Source organism: Parapedobacter sp. SGR-10, assembly GCF_011030405.1.
Classification (GTDB): Bacteria; Bacteroidota; Bacteroidia; order Sphingobacteriales; family Sphingobacteriaceae; genus Sphingobacterium.
This window is the reverse complement of the sequence record NZ_JAAJTJ010000007.1, coordinates 77,568-96,001: the sequence shown is the minus strand read 5'-3', so window position 1 is coordinate 96,001 and position 18,434 is coordinate 77,568. Positions and strand designations below refer to the sequence as shown.

13 protein-coding genes are annotated in these 18,434 nt (G+C 45.8%); 2 read left to right on the top strand and 11 right to left on the bottom strand.

Annotated features, from left to right (window positions below; translation table 11 throughout):
• Positions 1–13: 13 nt before the first annotated feature.
• The 8 genes from G5B00_RS07745 to G5B00_RS07710 form a co-directional block, all read right to left on the bottom strand.
• The gene (locus tag G5B00_RS07745; RefSeq protein ID WP_163873036.1) at positions 14–1,780 is read right to left on the bottom strand and encodes a RagB/SusD family nutrient uptake outer membrane protein; all 1,767 of its coding nucleotides are present in this window, start codon (positions 1,778–1,780) and stop codon (positions 14–16) included.
• Positions 1,781–1,791: 11 nt separating this feature from the next.
• A complete protein-coding gene (locus tag G5B00_RS07740; RefSeq protein ID WP_205966348.1) occupies positions 1,792–5,049 on the bottom strand; it encodes a SusC/RagA family TonB-linked outer membrane protein in 3,258 nt (1,085 codons plus the stop codon).
• 79 nt (positions 5,050–5,128) lie between these two features.
• A complete protein-coding gene (locus G5B00_RS07735) occupies positions 5,129–6,688 on the bottom strand; it encodes a fimbrillin family protein (RefSeq protein WP_163873034.1) in 1,560 nt (519 codons plus the stop codon).
• A 38-nt stretch (positions 6,689–6,726) separates the two neighbouring features.
• Positions 6,727–7,374, bottom strand: a complete 648-nt coding sequence (locus G5B00_RS07730) for a bifunctional 4-hydroxy-2-oxoglutarate aldolase/2-dehydro-3-deoxy-phosphogluconate aldolase (RefSeq protein ID WP_205966347.1) — start codon at positions 7,372–7,374, stop codon at positions 6,727–6,729.
• Positions 7,361–8,551: a galactonate dehydratase gene (gene dgoD, locus G5B00_RS07725; protein ID WP_163873031.1), complete on the bottom strand. Its 1,191-nt coding sequence runs from the start codon at positions 8,549–8,551 to the stop codon at positions 7,361–7,363. Before dgoD ends, G5B00_RS07730 begins: the two co-directional genes overlap by 14 nt.
• Before the next feature lie 43 nt (positions 8,552–8,594).
• Complete coding sequence (locus G5B00_RS07720; protein ID WP_163873028.1) at positions 8,595–9,344, bottom strand: SDR family NAD(P)-dependent oxidoreductase; 750 nt, start codon at positions 9,342–9,344, stop codon at positions 8,595–8,597.
• Entirely contained in the window at positions 9,328–10,578 is a 1,251-nt protein-coding gene (locus tag G5B00_RS07715; protein ID WP_163873025.1) for an MFS transporter, read from the bottom strand. The genes G5B00_RS07720 and G5B00_RS07715 overlap by 17 nt, the downstream gene beginning before the upstream one ends.
• Before the next feature lie 155 nt (positions 10,579–10,733).
• Positions 10,734–11,435 carry a GntR family transcriptional regulator gene (locus G5B00_RS07710; protein ID WP_163873020.1) on the bottom strand — a complete coding sequence of 234 codons (702 nt, stop codon included), beginning with the start codon at positions 11,433–11,435 and terminating at the stop codon, positions 10,734–10,736.
• A 117-nt stretch (positions 11,436–11,552) separates the two neighbouring features.
• On the opposite strand from G5B00_RS07710, the gene G5B00_RS07705 reads away from it, so the two are divergent.
• Entirely contained in the window at positions 11,553–12,512 is a 960-nt protein-coding gene (locus G5B00_RS07705; RefSeq protein ID WP_163873018.1) for a 2-dehydro-3-deoxygalactonokinase, read from the top strand.
• A 39-nt stretch (positions 12,513–12,551) separates the two neighbouring features.
• Positions 12,552–13,712, top strand: coding sequence for an alpha-hydroxy acid oxidase (locus tag G5B00_RS07700; RefSeq protein WP_163873015.1), 1,161 nt, complete (start codon positions 12,552–12,554; stop codon positions 13,710–13,712).
• A gap of 162 nt (positions 13,713–13,874) precedes the next feature.
• On the opposite strand, the gene G5B00_RS07695 is transcribed toward G5B00_RS07700, so the two are convergent.
• The 3 genes from G5B00_RS07695 to G5B00_RS07685 form a co-directional block, all read right to left on the bottom strand.
• On the bottom strand, positions 13,875–14,624 hold the full coding sequence (locus G5B00_RS07695) for a hypothetical protein (protein WP_163873012.1): 750 nt from the start codon (positions 14,622–14,624) through the stop codon (positions 13,875–13,877).
• 89 nt (positions 14,625–14,713) lie between these two features.
• The gene (locus G5B00_RS07690; RefSeq protein ID WP_163873009.1) at positions 14,714–16,378 is read right to left on the bottom strand and encodes a S9 family peptidase; all 1,665 of its coding nucleotides are present in this window, start codon (positions 16,376–16,378) and stop codon (positions 14,714–14,716) included.
• 527 nt (positions 16,379–16,905) lie between these two features.
• A complete protein-coding gene (locus tag G5B00_RS07685; RefSeq protein ID WP_163873006.1) occupies positions 16,906–18,432 on the bottom strand; it encodes a PQQ-dependent sugar dehydrogenase in 1,527 nt (508 codons plus the stop codon).
• Positions 18,433–18,434: the final 2 nt, after the last annotated feature.

The following is an 18,434-nucleotide window of genomic DNA, read 5'->3' as shown; positions in this document are numbered from 1 at the left end:
TTCCCTCTTTCTTTTACCGCCAACCTTCATTCTGGACGAGACTTGTGTTCCGCTCTCTTTCGGCCTGCGGTATAGCCCACTTGAGATAGGCCGATCCTCCCCAATTATAGGTATATACCGGAGCACCCCACACTTCCAACAAACCGTTGCCTGTCGCAAATTTACTTTCCTGCCACGTACCCCAGCGGAGTTCATCGTAGTAAAGCTGCATTTCGCCGGCAAATTCCCATTTGCGTTCATTTCGGATACGAGGACGCAGGTCATTCGAGCTGCTTACGGCTACGTAAGGGTTTCCCGGTTCATTCAGTGGAGCTACATTTGCTCGGTTGCGCACCTGATTGACATATACGATGGCATCTTGATACCTTCCCTGCTCATTCAGTGCTTCTGCGAGACCGAGGAGCACATCCGCGTAGCGGAATATCGGAACATCGATAGGATTGAAGCTCACATTGAGGAATTGTCGTCCCTCAGTCACAAATTTGCGAATCGAATATAGCATATAACTATTGGTGTTGGTCTGTAGATCGTACGGTGCGGAAGCACTGCTACGAAATGGCCATCTAGATGAATAATTGATCTCTGCACCAGAAAAACCACCCAAATAGACGGAATAGGGTGTAATCACCGTAGCTTCCAACCGTGCATCACGTCCTATATAGGCCTGTCTGATACGGGCTTCGTTGCCTGTCGCCAGATATTCGCTCATATCGGCACCATAGGTCTGCATATTCGTCTGTTCGGACGAATTGATGTTGTCCCGAAGAAAATAAACACTTCTAGCTTTGGGAGCTTTCGCATGATAACCGGGAATAACATCTTCCCAATCGAAAGGCTTGCCATTAGCCCATTCATAAGAGTCCACAAATTGGGTATTCATAAAAAAGGATGAATTACCACTTCCCGTTGTCAAGCGATTACCGTAGGTACGGCTGAAAACATTGCCCATATTTGCCTGTTCTTCCATCTGCACACTGAAGATCATTTCATCACTCCGCTCTTGTGGCAGCTTGAATAGATTGGCGTAACTTCCGGTGTAAAGCGTATAGCCTTGATTGCCGACTTCCCTAAAATCTGCCTCTGCCAGATCCCATTTCTTGAGCCACATATAGGTTTTGCCACGAAGCGTGTATGCTGCTCCCTTACTGACACGCCCATAGTCACTGCTGTTGGATGCATATTTTCCAGGCAATTCAGCTGTATTGATACAATCTGTCAAATCTTGAATGATCTGATTCCAAACATCCTCTTCTGATGCCCGTGAACGTGTATATTCTGCATTGGCTAGGTTTTCCAAATAGATCGGAACCCCTCGCCAAAGGCTGTTAAGCCGATAATAATGGTAAGCTCTAAGAAACTTACATTCTGCAATACGACGCGCCTTGACCTCGTCACTCATGTCGGGTACGCGACTAATATTATTGATCACATCATTCGCACGGTTTACCCCCTCATACAAACGCTGCCAGTACCTTAAAAACATGGGGTTATTAGGTTGGATCGTTCCAAGGAGGTAGGAATAATTGAGCGAAACATTAGCGTCCGCAGGATCCAACACCGAGGATAGCGCATCCCAATTGATGATTTCCGTTCCAAAGTTGCTGTAATCATATCTAAGGTTGCTATATGTTCCATTGACCACCGATTCTGCCAAAGCTGCTGAGGTAAACACATTTTCAGAGGAAACCTCATCATAAGGACTTCTATCCAAAAAACCACTACATCCTATCATTAGGCAAAATAGAGGATAAAGCCAATATATTTTAACGATTTTTTTCATAACAAAATATTTTATAGTTTGATATTAAGGCCTATGGAGTATTGACTCAAGTTAGAATAGAACTGTAATGTTTCCGTAAACTCAGGATCCATTCCAGGAAACTTGGTAAATGTGAACAAATTCTCACCACTAACATACAAGCGCACATCTTGGAAACCGATCTTTCCAATCCATTTTCTTGGCACGGTGTATCCAAGCGTCAGATTCTTCAGCTTGAGATAGTCTGCCTTGTAAAGCCATAGATTGGAATAATTTGAACCGCCATTTTGCTCCGAGCCATAGTTCATGGTCAGACGACCATGTTTTGATGTCACATTCGTACGGGGGTCGTCAGGATTGATCGGATCGTAAAAATAGTGATCATAGGCAATCTCTTTGGGTATGGTCAAATCTGCTCTGGTCGAATAGGCATTAATACCGGGAAATCTATAATAAACCGAATGTCCACCCGCACCAGCCCACAGCGTCGAAAGGCTGATATCCTTCCACCCGAGGTTTAGCTGGAAACCGTAGGTATATTTAGGTGTCATGGCCACATTCTGGAATGTATAGTCATTCGGATCTCCATAGACACCATCACCATTGGTATCATCATAAATATAATCACCATACCAAATTCCTTTCTTACCAATGGTCTTGTTTGGCAAAAATTCATTTCCAGCATCCACCATCGCTTGCAACCACTGCATATCGTCCTCGGTGCGGATCATACCGTCCTGCGGCCCTCCTTTTGGATTGACAGAGCCATCATTGAAGAAGTAGTTTCCATCCCCTGAGTATGTATTTAATAGAAAATATTCATTAATAAGCTTACCTTCCATCGTACGGCGTTCGTTGCCCACTACCGTAGCCACATCACCTATATTGGTTTCGTATTTTCGTAGGCCATTCTCGTCAGTTACCCAACCCGCATTCAAGCGTCCTCTGTATTTAGTGACCTGATTCCAATTTCTGGTAAAATTGGCTGACACTCCATAGCTGAAATCTTTTACCTTGTCACGCCATCCGAGGGTAAACTCCATCCCTTTGTTTGTGACTTCTGCAATATTTTGATAAGGAGGCGATTTGACCCCTACAGTAGCATACACCGGCGCCCTAAATAGGATCCCGTCCGTCACCTTATTATATAGATCTGTTTCAAAGGTCAACCTATTCTTCAGGATCCCGAGTTCGACACCGATATTGGACATCGTTGTGGTTTCCCATTCCAACAAATTGTTTGACAAAGAAGCAACCATTCCCGGAGCCAAACTCCCCCCAAAAGAATAGGTAGATCCCGAGGCATAAGTAGCCTGATAGTCATAGTTTCCAATACTATGATTTCCCAATTTCCCCCATGATCCACGAAGTTTGAGGTTGTCGATTTTTGTATTAGCCATAAATGCTTCCTGATCTATACGCCATCCGGCAGATACCGATGGGAATACTCCCCAACGAGACTGACGGGCAAAACGTGAGGATCCATCGTAGCGAAGATTCATCTCCAAGAGATAGCGATTGTCGTAAGCATATTGCATCCGTCCAAAAACCGATTGTGTGGCAAAATCCGTCTGTGTTCCTGTGATAGCCACCATGTTACTGACAGTATTGAGTTCAACAAGTTTATCACTCAGAAAACCATTTTTTTCTACAAAAGAATTATCGCTATTGTTGTACAGGGCCTCAAAACCCAGTAAAGCTGCGATATCATGCTTATGTGCAAAGGTACGATTCCAGGATAGTGTACTCTGCGCCGTCCAACGACGGGAATTATCGTTTCGCACCCGAAGAAATAATTTCTCCAGATCCTCATAATAATAGTCCCAATTTCCTGTTCGGAATGAGAAAGCATTTAGGGTACGTTCATTAAATTTATAACCACCGTTCTGCCTAATATAGTTTAATGATATATTATACTTCAATGAATAAGGCAGTGTTACGTCAGCAAATAGAGTAGAATTGGTATAGAATGTTCTATCCATTCCATTTACCCGATCCGCAAAATAAAGATTATTACGCGAATTAGAACTCTGTTCGGGGTTTTCTCTCCAACCATACTTTCCATCATGGTAGGGATAAATACCCGGAACAGCCCGTGTCATAAAACTAAAAGCATTGTCCAGGCCATTCATCTGCAAAGAGTTTTCATACCCCCACAGTTTGGTGCCTACTTCCAGCCAACTGTTGACCTTGGAGGCGACATTGGCACGCAACATAACTTTCTTCATTCCCGAATTTATCATGATTCCGGGGTTGTCCATATAGGACATAGACATGAGGTAATTCGTACTATTGGACGCTCCGGATATGGAAAGAGCATGTCTTTGATAAATCTCATCATTAAAAAAGGCATCCATCCAATCTGTATTTGGATAAGCCACGTAATTTGGGTATCCCGAGTCTGCGATACCGTTTGGATCATTTTCCTTTTCTCGCCAGAGATCGATCATCGCTTGCGAAAACGGCAAAGCAACGTCAATATTCTCTGCCGACTCGTTTATTATCGACATGTAGTCGGCATAATTAGAGATTATATCCACATAATTCTGAGGTTTATTCAAAGAAACAATACTGTTGAAAGAAACCGTAGGCTTTGAAGTGCCGGTCTTTGTGGTGATCAATATGACACCGTTTGCAGCCCTATTTCCATAAATGGCACTGGAAGCCGCATCTTTTAGTATAGACATACTCGCTATGTCATCTGGATTGACATTCCCTATCGTGGTCTCAAACCCATCCACGATCACGAGCGGAGCAGCATTATTGAGTGTCCCTACTCCCCTTACCCTGATCATGACTCCCTCTTGCCCCGGTCTGCCCGAAGGTTGCTGTATCGCTAAACCCGGACTAAGCCCAGCCAAGATACCAGCTGTAGTTGTTGCCGGTCTGGATTGTGCTTGTTCGCTATAGTTGACCGATGTCACAGCACCGGTCACGTTGACTCGTTTTTGTATGCCGTATCCCACTACGACCACATCTTCCAATACACTGGATTGCATAGCCAACACGACTTCCAAATAGTTACGTCCCCTGACAGCAACTTGCTGTGGTTCGTACCCTAAGTAGGTAAATACAAGGACATCTTCTGGACCACATACGATCTCAAATTCGCCGGAAGAGCCTGTATTCACACTTTGTACCTTGTCCAAAATCTTGACCGAAGCCCCGCTAAGAGGAGCCCTGTCTTCACCGAGGACTTTTCCACTGACCCTATTAGTTTGCTGCCCCCATACCATCTGCCACGACAGCAGACATAGCAACAACAATAATGGATAATTATATCTATTCATAAAAACTTAGTTTATATTGTTTAATCGTGCCCTGCGACCGGACACCTGTCAACATGTTTTTGTCCTTATTAAATCCTTATCAATTGGTCGAGAATGTGATACTCGTGACATCCGAATCGGCCAAATAAAGATAAAATGGTGCTCCGTAGGTTCCTGAACTTACCCATGGTGTGGTACGGACTGCAACTTTTGTATCTGTATCGGCCTGAATCGAACCATCAGCACACGTGATCCGGATCTTGACATGCCCACTTTGGATCGCTTCGGCAAAGATCATCGTATGCTCAATGATTTTTCCTCCCCGGATCAAAGAAAACGTAGCCTGCCGGGTATAAGCCGGATCATAGCTCGTCACATTGGTCTTATTAGACTTCCACACACCCTCATCAAAGTACTCAATATTCCAAAACACAGGTCCCTGCCGTGTGTACATAGGAAACTTGATTGTCACTGCAGTTCCGGCTGCAAACCTCTTCACTGGTAAGGTAAATTCCAAATAATCTCCTGTCCAGATACCTCTGATCTCAGGGCTGCTGATCGCTCCGGTATTAACAAATTGTTTGAACTGAAGCGGTGATGGTGCAGGATCGGAAACCTTATACCACTGCGCATAAGCCTGTGTTTGGGAAGGACAGGTCCATATTCCATCGGACACCCATCTAGGTTGTGTGACAGCCGTAAAATTGCGGTCACCATTGGTCAAACCAAGCGAAAAAACTACAGGGAAATTCACAGGAATAATCCCATCATTGTCTCTGCTCAGATACTCCGTAAGCACTTGTCCAGCAGCTAGTACAGTACCCTCCTCTCCGTCAAGAATAGTTATAATCGTTTCATTTCCGGATAGATCACTCAGCACAACGTCCATTCCTCCTTCCGGAATAGTAAAGGGAGCCACAGCCAATGAAACTTTTGTAAATGCACTGGTCAGGACAATACCCGCCGTTCCAAAATCCAGCTCTATCTCGTCAGACTGTAGACTTGGGTTACTTGAAAAGGTCCCTGTCTCCAGATTGTATGTACCTCCATCGGCCAATACACCACTGAAATTATCCGGGACAGCTGGTTTCAATGTCAATGAACGGACAACAGAATTGCCGTCCTCATCGATAATGTCATTTGGCAAATAAAGCTCTACTGTACTAAACACACTTTTGAAATCCAGGTTGATCGTAGGTACAACAGTACTCACCTGCGTGCTGGCAACATACAACCCATAATTGTCGACACCGGTAGCGTGGAGCTGCCTAGCTGGTACCTGTACACTTAGAGCGGACATATCACTATTGGACGCAGAATATGGAAAGTATGCGTGAAACCTAAAATTGTGGTCGTCTTTGTTCGCGATGATCTGATCACCATCAGACACCTTGGCAAAATGAAAGGCCCCTCCATCAGACTTTGCCACATACCTTGCATTTGTGTTGGTACTCATACGTACATCCTGCTCACCATTGCGTGTACAGAAACCATAAATACCGATTTCATTGCCCTCCGCCCATGTTCTGCCTACCGATGTAGCTCCAAAATTGACTTGGAGCGCATCAAATTCGAGACCACTGTTATTGTCCAGATTCTTTTGGCAACCTATCATTGACAAAGCAACAATAAACAATGTAGTAATTATTTCCCCCCTCATAATAAATAATTTAATATATGTTTATAATTGTGTTTTATTTATCTGTTTTGAACCGCTTGATAAAACGCTACAAAATGTGCGCGCAATCTATCCCAATCCTTGTTTCGGATCAGTTCGGATTTAAATAATCCTGTCGACACCCCCACACCCTGTGCTCCTGCCTTAAAGTAAGATCGGGCATTATCGATAGAGATGCCTCCTGTAGGAAGTAGTTTTATACCTTTCAGCGGAGCTTTCAATGCCTTGATATAGCCAATACCAAGTTCATCGGCCGGAAAGACCTTGACCATCGTCGCCCCTAGCTTCCAGGCCTTAGCGATCTCGGTAGGGCTGAATGCCCCGGGAAAAACCGGAATGCCCTGACCTACACAACTGCTTATCACCTCTTCGTCGACTACAGGAGTGACGATAAAGCATGCACCGGCTCCCAAAGCCTTGTCCAGATCCGACACATCTATCACCGATCCGGCTCCGACATTCAGCCTATCCCCGCAGTTCGACACGATGTACTGTATCAGCTGTTCGGCATTGTCACAATTGATAGGCACCTCAATGGTCGTAAACCCGGCCTCAACGTACAAGGGCAATATCCTGGCTGCATCTTCCATACTGACATCCCTCAAGATTCCTACTACCGGAAGTTGATCGAACAACTCCGCATTGAAACTATTCTTATTGATGCTCATTTGCGTATGTATTTTGTTGAAAGGAGTCCTTCGCATCTGCCGGTCTGATTTCTGTAAGTTTGCCATTGTAATGGCGTAAGTCATGTGGCTGATAAGGATACTTCTTGCAATTTTCTGTTTTGATGTCTATACCGAGCCCGGGCGCATTGCCGATTTCCATAAAACCGTCTTTGAAATTGACTTGCTCTGTTGTCAACTCATGACGATACGGCACATCGGCACTCATAGTTTCCAATAGGTAGAAATTTGGCGTACAGGCAGCCAGCTGCAATGTAGCCGCATTAGCTATCGGCCCGATCGGATTGTGCGGGCAGACCGGGATATGGTGGCACTCTGCCATAGCAGCGATCTTGCGTGTCTCCATGATACCGCCCGAGTGACTTACATCCGGCTGGGCAAAGTCGGCACATTGCAGATTGAAAAATGTCTTGTAGTCCATACGACCGTACAACCGCTCACCTGCCGCAATAGACACCTTTGTTCTTTTCTTTAGTTGGGCCAATCCTTCCAGGTTTTCAGGTGGAAGCGGTTCTTCAAACCACAGCACACCGAAATCTTCAATGGCATGAGCAACTTTCAGTGCTGTAGGCAAATTGAACCTTCCGTGTCCTTCGATCAGAATTTCCATTTCATTGCCCACAGCATCTTTGACTGCCGCGATACAATCGATAGCCAGGTTAAACTCTTCTTTTGTCAATGTCAGATAGGCGGAACCAAAAGGATCCCATTTTAGTCCCTTGTATCCTTTTTTTACGGTCTCTTTGGCTTTGGCAGCAAATTCTTCCGGTGTTTTGGCCGGTGCAAACCAACCGTTGGCATAACAAGGAACTTTATCACGCACCTTACCTCCCAACAATTGGTAAACGGGTACCCCTAGGTCTTTCCCCTTAATATCCCACAGAGCCATCTCCACACCCGCCATAGCACTCATCAGTACCGGACCGCCCCGCCAATATGAGTTTCGCAACGTATCGTGAAAAAAGGCCTCAATATCATGCGGGTCTTTCCCGACCAAATGACGGTTCAGTTCCTTCACAGCAGCCTCTACGGTCAACTCCTGATGCTCCAACGTAGCCTCCCCTACACCGTATAACCCTGAATCGGTATGCACTTTGACAAAAACCCAATTGGTCCTATACACATCACTAATAAATGTCTCTATCTTTGTAACTTTCATATATATAATATATTGTATATAATTTTTAATTATTCAAAAAAACCTACCGGAAGTACAGTCCTCCATTGACATCCAATGTCACCCCTGTGATATATCTGGCGGCATCGCTACACAGGAATGCCACGGCCATACCCACGTCTTTTACATTACCTAATCCCAACGGGATGCCTTTCCGCAATGTCTCCATACCCGCCTCACCATGTGTCTTCAAGGAAAGCTCCGTCTCTATCACTCCAGGCGCTACGGCATTCACATTGACACCAAAAGCCGCCGCAGTACGGGCCAGTGTCTTGGTCAATCCGAATAGGCCGCTTTTTGAAGATGCATAATGCACATGCCCTTTTAAAGCGCCCTGATGGCCGACGACAGAACTCACATTCACGATCTTACCCTGTTGCTGATTCCTCATCAATTCCAAGGCATATTTTGCGCACAGAAAACCACCTGTCAAATTGGTCTGTATGACAAAGTTCCAATCCTCCAACGAAGTCGAAAAAATATCAGCTGGCCTATCGACCCCTGCATTATTGACCAGAATATCAAGCTTCCCTATCTCATTCCGTACAAAGCTAAACATCTCTTTTACAGCATCTTCTTGCGTAATATCGGCAGCCACAAACCAAGATTGGCGACCCAGCGCTCGAATCTGATGCTCTACAGTTTCGACATCCTCACCATATTGCAGATCGTTGATCACAATATCTGCCCCTTGGGTTGCCAATTCGATAGCAATACCCTTTCCAAGGCCTTTACCTGCGCCCGTGACAAGTGCAACTCTATTTTTCAAGTTCATGACGTTCCTCCGTTATTTCTAAAACGATAGCTCTATCCTTTGCGAAAGTAAATTTCAAAGCAATAAATAGCAGTACACCTCCTAATATATAAAACAGGGCAAGAGATGCCAACCCGTTAGTCAAACCAAATACAGTCTTAAAATAGCCCAATGCAACCGGTGCCAATGAAGCTATGATATACGAACACATGATCATAGCTGAAGATACCGAGGCTCGTATCCTTTCGTCGACCACAGAAAAAAGCGAAGCATAAATATTCGAATCGTACATCCCCCTAAATAAACCAAATATACTCAAAGCCACATACACAATAGGCAAGGATGTCCCCAAGCCCATTAAAAAGATAAACGGCGCGCCCAACAATAAGGCAAAAGCCTGTATTTTCAAACGTCCTCCGGCATTCTTAATAGCAAGCTTATCCGACAATTTACCGGCTAACATGACCCCTACGAATGCAAAAGCATGATGGTAAAACATAGAAGAAAACCCTGCCTCTGTCAGGCTAAGACCAAACTTCTCGTGCAGAAAAGTCGAAGTCCAGGTGAGATACCCTACATTTACAAACACCATACAGGTAAACGCTGACGTCAATAAAACAGCTGTCCTATTGGCAACCAAATTTTTAATCCCGTCCAACATCGTAACTTTTTGCTCCTTACTCCGTGCCACACCATCTTCAAGCCTCAAAAACATCAGGATGAAAAGCACAATACCTATCCCCCCAAAAATATAAAACACCATTCGCCAGCCGTAATGCTCTGTAAGGTAGCCACCTATGACACCACTGCCTATAATTCCCACATACAGAGCCGTCTGGTGGATAGCCATTGCCTGTCCCAGATTTGACTTAAACTTCTCTCCTATCAGTGCATTTGCAGCGGGCGCATAAAAAGCCTCTGCCCCTCCAACTATGGAACGTAAGATAATAAGCAACAGAAAGCCAGCCGAAAAGCCGGTAAAAAAAGTCGCACAGGTCCATATCAACAAACTCAACAAGATAACCGTTTTCTTACTGAAACGATCGCCTACATACCCAGCTATTGGAACAAAGATACCAATAGCCAATATAAAAGCCGAGGCAATCAATCCCAATTGTACATCATTCAATCCCAGATCTTCACGCACAGCGGGCAAGGCGATATTAAATACCTGCCGATCAGCTTGATTGAAGAAAAAAGCAAACCATAATAAAACAATAAATTCCCAATTAAATTTCTTCCCTAAGCTAGACATGAAGTGATAGTTTACAATCGTTTACGAGTCAAAAATAATATATTATATACAATATACAAAATAAAATTCACTTTTTTACAATCTCTAGTTCCCTAAGTGTATGATTACCCCCCCTAACGACCTAATCGGTGTTAGCCTGCGTCCCTCTTTCTCACCTACTTAGTCACAGACAATTTCTTTTGCTCCATCATATCCATCTGCAACAACACATCTTTCTTCGCATTGATACAGTGGATACTAGCCGCCTCTTCGAGTGCCTTTTCATCCCGCTTTTCAAGAGCTTTTAGTATCTGTTCGTGTTCGTGTATAATTTCATCTGCCCGCCTCACACCATAGCCAAAAGACGTCCGCAAGCTATTGATCAATTGCCAATGTCCCTCCACTAGATGAAATGCTTCCTCATTGTCAGCCAACTTATACAGTGTCCCGTGAAAATCCGTGTTGTATTTCAATAATTGTTCAAGGTTTCCTTTTCTGGCCGCCTTTTCACAACCCGCCTGTATCTTCCACAGCTTTTTTAAGATATCATCCGTGGTCGAACGCATACTTTCGAGTGTCATAAACACTTCGATCACACGCCGTACATCATATATATTCGAAACGAATTTTTTGTCTATGTGGCGCACATAGGCCCCTTTGTGCTGCTCGATGACGACCAACCCCTCTCCTTGCAATTGCTGCAAAGCCTCCCGGATAGGCATTTGGCTGACGTTATACAATTTGACAAGATCCATGATCTTGAGCCGCGTGCCAGGCGCAAAATAATTGGACAGTATATCATTTCGCAAACGTTCCCTCACCTTCGAATACGTCGTATTCGAAAGCGAAGATATATTTTCTTGCTTTGAGTATTTCATGTGCTCAATTTATATCGTGTTATTTCTTCGGTAAATTACAATTATATAGGCAATTTTACAAAATTCATTTTGTATATTATATACAATCCATATCTTTGTTTTCCAGATTCACTTACCATGAAGTATTTTTTTAGCGTAGATTGGGGCACATCTTCCCTACGGGTTCGCTTTGTAGGCGTACAGGACAATTCCATTGTTATACTGCATGAAACCACTAACCAACAGGGTTGCGGCTATGTATACGAAGCCTTTAAAAACGAAAAAGAGGCTTGTTCCCGGGAAGAATATTTTTTGCAGCACCTACGCCCTTATTTAATCCTTCCTCCTTCTATTTCGATGGAAGAATCCATCCCCGTGGTCATTTCGGGTATGGCCTCCTCCTCCATCGGAATGCGGGAAATCTCCTATTCCACCTTGCCTTTTGCCTTGGACGGCAACAACCTCCGCTATGAAAGGATACCCTCCACACCTGCCTTCGATCACGATGTGCTGTTGCTTTCAGGTGTATGCAGTACCAACGATGTCATGAGAGGCGAAGAGGTACAACTACTAGGACTACAACAGCATGGCCACAGTTCCGAAGCACTCTATATTTTGCCCGGCACACACTCCAAACATATCTGGGTAAAAGACAATAACGCCATTGCCTTCAAGACTTATATCACCGGAGAAATGTTTCAGGTACTATCCACACATAGTTTACTAAAAAACAGTATAACAAAACCCTCTTCCATAGATCAGGAAGCATTCCGAACAGGCTTAAAACTCAGTGGCGGAAATATTTTACACGATGTCTTCACCATACGGGCGTCCAAACTCTTGCAAAATACAGAAAACAGCGCAAACTATAGTTTATTAAGTGGCCTACTTATCGGTACCGAGCTACGGGATCTCACGCATTTGGATATCCCTATTTACTTATGTGCACACGGAAACCTAAGCGACAGCTATGCATTAGCTTTCCAAGAGCTGTCCATAAAGAACCGATGCACCATTATTCCTTCACAACACGTGGATGAATCTGTCATTTACGGTCAAAAAACAATGGCCGAACGAATATGGAACGATCTAGCGTAGTGTGGGAAGGAACAAAAACTTCTATGACATAAAAAAGATATGAACACAAATCTATTAAAATACAACACCAAGTATCCATCAGTTGCGGACCTGAAAAGGAAAGCAAAAAAGCGTATTCCCAAATTTGCCTTCGACTACCTAGAAGGCGGATGCAACGATGAGCTGAATGTCTGGAGGAATAAAGAAGATTTGAAACAAGTGCTTCTGATGCCGCAATACTTGAGAAAACACAACGGTGTCGATATGCGTACAGAGCTGTTTGGCCACATATATGACGCACCATTCGGTATCTCACCAATCGGCCTACAAGGTTTAATGTGGCCAAATTCACCGGAAATATTAGCAAAAGCCGCTTTAAACCACAACATTCCATTTGTCCTAAGCACGGTATCGACGAGCAGTATCGAACGTATCGCTGAGATAACCGAGAGTAAATTCTGGTTTCAACTGTATCACCCTACACAGGAAAAGATGCTTAACGATATCCTATACAGACTGGAAGCGATTCGATGTCAGGTGCTGGTAGTTCTGATAGACGTACCTTCCTTTGGGTTGCGTTATCGGGAAATCAAGGCCGGGCTATCCATGCCACCTAAAAACACGATCCTCAATTTTGTCCAAGCCGCACAACACCCTACTTGGAGTATCGAAACATTGAAAGCAGGTATCCCTTCCTTTGCCACACTGAAACCGTATATGCAAAAAAACATGAACATGAAACAGCTAGGCAAATTTATGGATGCCACGTTTACGGGGCGGGTAGATGTCGAAAAATTGAGGGCAATAAGACATAAATGGAAAGGTAAACTTGTTGTAAAAGGTGTGGTGAGCGAACAAGATGCAGAGCTTTGTGCTAATATAGGTGTGGACGGAATCATTATTTCCAATCATGGAGGTCGCCAAATTGATGCCGGTGAATCCACGATAAAGTCATTGCAAAGGTTATCGGACAATTTCAAAAGCAAATATAAAATCATGATAGATAGCGGCCTCCGGTCAGGACCTGATATTGGGCGTGCGCTTGCCTGTGGTGCCGATTTTACCTTCATGGGTAGACCTTTCATGTACGGCGTAGCTGCCTTAGGAAGGCAAGGTGGCGAACATACAATAGCCATGTTTAAAGCACAACTGCATCAGACTATGGAACAACTGTGTTGCGAAAAAACAAACGACTTTTGTACGACATTGATTACTGACTAAAAAGAATTTCTTTAATTATAAAAAGAAGGGATTTCTAAGCAGTTTTATAGCAAATTACTTCACAATTCTACAGGCTCACAGTCATCCTGAAGGATGACTGTGGCCGACATTCATACCTTTTAGACACCTTTATATTAAAAACTCCGAAAATCCCTGCAAAAACTATTTAATAAAGAAGTCGTGTAGATAGATTTTCTGATCGGCATCAAACAAGGTTTGTGGCTCACCATCTATCCAGAGGGTTGGGGTAGCAGCCGTACCATCGATCTGCTGTCCCAGGACATATACTTTTCCTTGATACACCTGTATAGCTTGTGCCTCTACATTCCCTGTTTCGGATAGACTATATAGCAATTGATTATTCTTATGCACCGAACTATTGCCATTGCTCGAATTGACTACGAAATAATAGTCATTGCCATACATCGCAGCATCCATCTTAGTAATCCGTTTGCCCAATTCATGGCTAAATACTTTCTCCGGCCGGACACCATTCCGCCGATACTTCCATACGGATATCGCATCGGTATTCGAATTCACAACCTCAAAGCCCAAGACATATACCTCTCCATTGACCACATTCAGCGCACGCGCTCCCGAACCACTACCGGCCAGTCCCCGCATGCTACGACCCGTCCATAGCTGAGCCTGTTGTCCAAAGTCTCCTGCCATGTACAACGTGTCTTGATACGGAAATAAGGCTTGAATACCCGAAAGCGCCAAAGCACCCGATTTCTGCAAGAATGCATCATTTACCCACACATGCTGGTAAGGAAGAGTTCTGCCTTCAACCATCTCGTACACCGTACCCGCTACATAGACACCACTGCCATCAGCAAAGATAGCCGTTCCGCCATTGTAGGGAGATGCATCCCCTAGTCGCCTGATCTCGTTGTTTTTCCAATATACCACTCTTCTTGTGTCTCCATTGTGTTGGTATCCGGTCGTATATACATCGTCGCCATATACATGGATCGCAGTAGCCTCCGATCTGTTATTATTTAATGTTTAACGGGCATTTTCTCCATAATAAACCGTGCCGTAGCCTTACTCCTCTTCATAAGGTTATCAAACAGCATCCAATGATGGTTGTCATCGGGGAATACCAGATACTCTACCTCTACACCTTTACCCAAAAGCCGGTTGGCCAGATCTATACTCTCCGTAAACCGGACATTGAAGTCATCGCTTCCATGAATAATCAGCACCGGCGATGTCCAGGCTGCGGTAATGCTGTCCGCTCTGGCGGAAGTCGGGCCCGCCCCGCCAAGCATCCGATAATTCGCACCATGGATATTCACCCCAACCTTGAAGATATCCGAGTTTTTTGATAAAGCCATTGCCGTCAGGAAGCCCCCGTAAGAACCACCCCACACACCTATCCGCCCAGCGTCCACAAAAGGTTGCGCTGCAAGCCATTTGCCCGCGGCAAGAATGTCCCGATATTCCTCAACCCCATTTTTCCCACCTGTCCTCTTCGCATATTGAAAGTCAAACCCATATCCCGTACCCAACCGATAATTCACCGACAGGACAACATAACCCTGGCTTACCAGATATTGGTTAAGCATGTAATCGTTGAAATAATAATCACTGTGATGCCAGCCCAACAGCATCTGCCTTGGCGGACCACCGTGGATATAGACGATCGCAGGGGCATCTTTCACCTGCCCTTTGGGCCGGAACACCTGACCGTATACCGGATGGCCGTCCTCGGCCTTGAAAGCGACATGTTCGGGGGTAACCAGCTGCTGATAATCAAAATCCGGAAGCAGCGACGAAGCAACGGTTCTCTGCGAACCGGGCTTATTTACATCCATCAGCGCCGGCAGGGTGGGACGATGGGGCACACTGCTGAAAAAAGCAATCCTGTCCGTCCCGCGCACGAAGACCGGGGATGTTTCTATGCCCTCGCCTTTGGTCAACAGCTCAAATCCTCCCGTAGCGACGTCCACCATGCCGATATGCTTCCGGTCAATGTCATCCGGCCGGTCACCCGTATTGGCGGCGACCAGAATCCTGCTCCCATCACGGCTATAGCTCATCTGCTCCACCGTAAAATCACCTGTGGTCAGCTGCTCTACCCGGCGGGTACGGGGGTTGATCTTGTAAAGATGTGGCCATCCGTCCTGATAGGACAGAAAGGTGATCACATCCTCCTGAAGCCATCTCAGATTGAAAGTACCCGGCCACCGCGGTGAAGCCCCCCGCTCCGTTGCCGGCGAGGTCCAGATCTCTTCCACCTTATCGGTATCCAGGTTGACGGTCATAATGGACCAGGGCACAGGTGGTTTGATCAGGCCGCCTACGGTGGCTAAGGCACGGACAAACGTCACCGACTGTCCATCGGGCGACCATACCGGAAACCGGTCCCGGCGATAGGACGGATCGATCCAACGGATCCTTTCCCCGTCCTGCCGGAATATCCCGATGAAGGAATACGAACCGTACTTCGACTCGAAAAGCAACCGGTCTCCGTCGGGGGACCACTGCATAGCCGTGACCTGGCCCGAAACATGGAAAAGCGGCTCCGGGTCGTTACTGCCGTCCAGCGATGCGATCCATACCTGGTCATCTTTCCGGAACGAAACGCGTTTAGAGTCGGGATGGATCTCGGGAAAATCACCCGCACCGATCCGCGTGACCTTGCCCGAGGGCAGGTGCACACTGTAAAGCAGGATCTGCTGCGGCTCGACCAGAGAGGCCGGGTTGACGGCCCGTAATGCAAAATTGCCCGCATGGTCGCCCCCGCGTACGAAAACGGCCCACTGCCCGTCAGCGCTGACGCACAGGCTGGTAATCTCCTGCCCCAGGTCCGCATTCCATTTCGTCAGGTTCTCAGGCCGGTAACCGGGAGAACGGGCGATATATACATTCCGGTGCCCACGCTCGTTCACCGAAAAGACCAGGTCTCCGGTATTTCCCGCGGCGTTCAGCTGCGAGAGGTACGGCGTGGCGAAAATATCGTCCAGCGAATACTTTTCCTGCCCCGTCACAATCACACTGAAAACAGTACAGTAGACAGCACATATAAACCGGATCACCACTCCCGATCGACCGAAAAACTCTGCCACAGATAACCGGGATTGAAAACTCCGATGAATAAAATGATGAAACGAGATATGAATATGGTCCATTATTATATTATTTAGTGATTTTATGTAAAATTTATTCCCTAACTGCTTAGCGTATCCTATTTCTTCTGCACTTTCTCACGTATCTCCTGCACCGCTGTCCTGTCTATCTCTTTATAATCATTGCCGAAATTTGTACGGACATAATTGACAACCCGCACCATGTCTTCGTCTGCCAGGAAGGTAAAGGAAGGCATCGCATAATCCCCGCTTTTTTTGCCGTTTACCAACGTTCTTATCAGCTCTTCACTGTCTTTCACCACTTCTGATGAGGCCAGTGCGGGATAAATACCCTTCAGTCCCTTTCCCTTATTCTTATGACAGGACATACAATACTGTTGATAAAGCACCTCGCCGGTTTTCGGTTGTGCGGAAATATCAGCAGCATTCTTCCCGTATATCGGAGCTTTAACCGCCTCTTTGACCTTCGCAATACGCAGAATACGGTCATCCCGCCGGTCCGGGGAAGTCATGGGATTCCAGTCGTGATTGGAAGTCGAGATATACACATCACCATCAGGCGAAACACAGATCGCCCTGATCCTTCCATACATCTTCTCCAGAAAGACTTCCTCCTTCTCTATTCTGTCTCCCTCCTCGTTCAGGTTCAGCACCCGGAGCCCCTGTCCCTTCAGCATAACCAGGAGCAGGGCATTATTCCACTCCGGGATTTTCATCGATGAATAATAATCCAGTCCCGCCGGAGCGATTGTGGGAGTCCATGCGATAAGAGGAGCGATTGTGTTGTGCTCCAGGGCAAATTCACGTTCGATGTCATTGTCTACCGTTCCCTCGATTGCAGGGAAACCGTAGTTTCCGTTGCCGACAATACGATTGATCTCATCGTCACTCGCATCCCCGTGTTCAGAAGTATAGATCTGTCCCTTCGGTGTGACCACCAGGCCCTGCATATTCCTGAATCCCAGGGCATAGACATAGGAGCCCGGAGTAGGATTATCGTCAGGGATATTCCCGTCCAGATCCATGCGTAACACTTTTCCGTGGAAACTGTTTGGATCCTGGGTAGCACCCTTGATCGCCTGGTCGCCGGTAGCCCATAAAATACGCCGCGGGGTATGAAAGGCCAACCTGGAGCCGCTATGTGACTTACCGGCCAGCTGTTCCATAATTACCTTCGGACGAAGAAGGGTATCTCTCCGGTATTCATACCGCTCCAGAATATGGTATCTTTTTCCGTCTTCCTTGATCTTTTTATAATGGACATACACATAGGGATATCGTTTTTGGTCCGGATGGACCAGGAGCGCCTGTGCTCCCTCGGGGCGTGCGCCGATCGGCAATTTTAAAATAATACGTTTTTCTCCGGTCGAAGGATTGATACGCATGATATGGCCTCTTTCTTCGACCACCCAGATCCGGTCATCCGGCCCCCATACAAGTTCCCAGGGAACAATCAGGCTGTCTGCCACGACACTCACCCCGAGAACGGTCGAATCCAGCTTGATGTTCTCTTCAGTTTCCTGATCGAAATGGTGCGGAACACGCGGGTTACAGCCTGCAAACAGCAAGGATATCAATAAAGTACAGCATAGTACGCCTACCGTTATATGTTTTCTATAAGCCATCG

What these genes read in the sequence shown, in the direction of transcription:
- G5B00_RS07715 (WP_163873025.1), bottom strand. Translation starts at nt 10,578, where the DNA reads ATGTCTAGCTTAGGGAAGAAATTTAATTGGGAATTTATTGTTTTATTA.
- G5B00_RS07735 (WP_163873034.1), bottom strand. Translation starts at nt 6,688, where the DNA reads ATGAGGGGGGAAATAATTACTACATTGTTTATTGTTGCTTTGTCAATG.
- G5B00_RS07720 (WP_163873028.1), bottom strand. Translation starts at nt 9,344, where the DNA reads ATGAACTTGAAAAATAGAGTTGCACTTGTCACGGGCGCAGGTAAAGGC.
- G5B00_RS07740 (WP_205966348.1), bottom strand. Translation starts at nt 5,049, where the DNA reads ATGAATAGATATAATTATCCATTATTGTTGTTGCTATGTCTGCTGTCG.
- G5B00_RS07710 (WP_163873020.1), bottom strand. Translation starts at nt 11,435, where the DNA reads ATGAAATACTCAAAGCAAGAAAATATATCTTCGCTTTCGAATACGACG.
- G5B00_RS07700 (WP_163873015.1), top strand. Translation starts at nt 12,552, where the DNA reads ATGAACACAAATCTATTAAAATACAACACCAAGTATCCATCAGTTGCG.
- G5B00_RS07745 (WP_163873036.1), bottom strand. Translation starts at nt 1,780, where the DNA reads ATGAAAAAAATCGTTAAAATATATTGGCTTTATCCTCTATTTTGCCTA.
- G5B00_RS07685 (WP_163873006.1), bottom strand. Translation starts at nt 18,432, where the DNA reads ATGGCTTATAGAAAACATATAACGGTAGGCGTACTATGCTGTACTTTA.
- G5B00_RS07730 (WP_205966347.1), bottom strand. Translation starts at nt 7,374, where the DNA reads ATGAGCATCAATAAGAATAGTTTCAATGCGGAGTTGTTCGATCAACTT.
- dgoD (WP_163873031.1), bottom strand. Translation starts at nt 8,551, where the DNA reads ATGAAAGTTACAAAGATAGAGACATTTATTAGTGATGTGTATAGGACC.
- G5B00_RS07705 (WP_163873018.1), top strand. Translation starts at nt 11,553, where the DNA reads ATGAAGTATTTTTTTAGCGTAGATTGGGGCACATCTTCCCTACGGGTT.